The organism is Paraburkholderia sp. BR10937, from assembly GCF_040965695.1.
GTDB lineage: Bacteria > Pseudomonadota > Gammaproteobacteria > Burkholderiales > Burkholderiaceae > Paraburkholderia.
Map to the genome: position 1 here is coordinate 1 of NZ_JBFRCL010000206.1, position 255 is coordinate 255.

Sequence of the window (255 nt, forward strand, 5' to 3'; positions counted from 1 at the left end):
GCTTGGCTCAGCAACTTGCCGCCTTACGCAAACAGCGCGACGAAATCGCCGCCGAAGTTGAGCGGCTGGTGCTTGCTCACCCTCTTTGGCCGGTCCTGACCAGCATGCCGGGAGTCGGCGTCAGGACCGCCGCCAGACTCCTCACCGAGGTCGCGCACAAAGCATTCGCTTCGGCAGGTCACCTGGCGGCCTACGCTGGCCTCGCACCAGTTACCCGGCGCTCAGGCTCATCCATCCGTGGCGAGCATCCGTCCA

The 255-nt window shown here is 65.5% G+C and carries 1 protein-coding gene; it reads left to right on the forward strand.

The annotated features are described in order from the left end of the window. A partial coding sequence (locus AB4Y44_RS42675; RefSeq protein ID WP_368702843.1) for a transposase occupies nucleotides 1–255 on the forward strand: 255 nt, incomplete at both ends.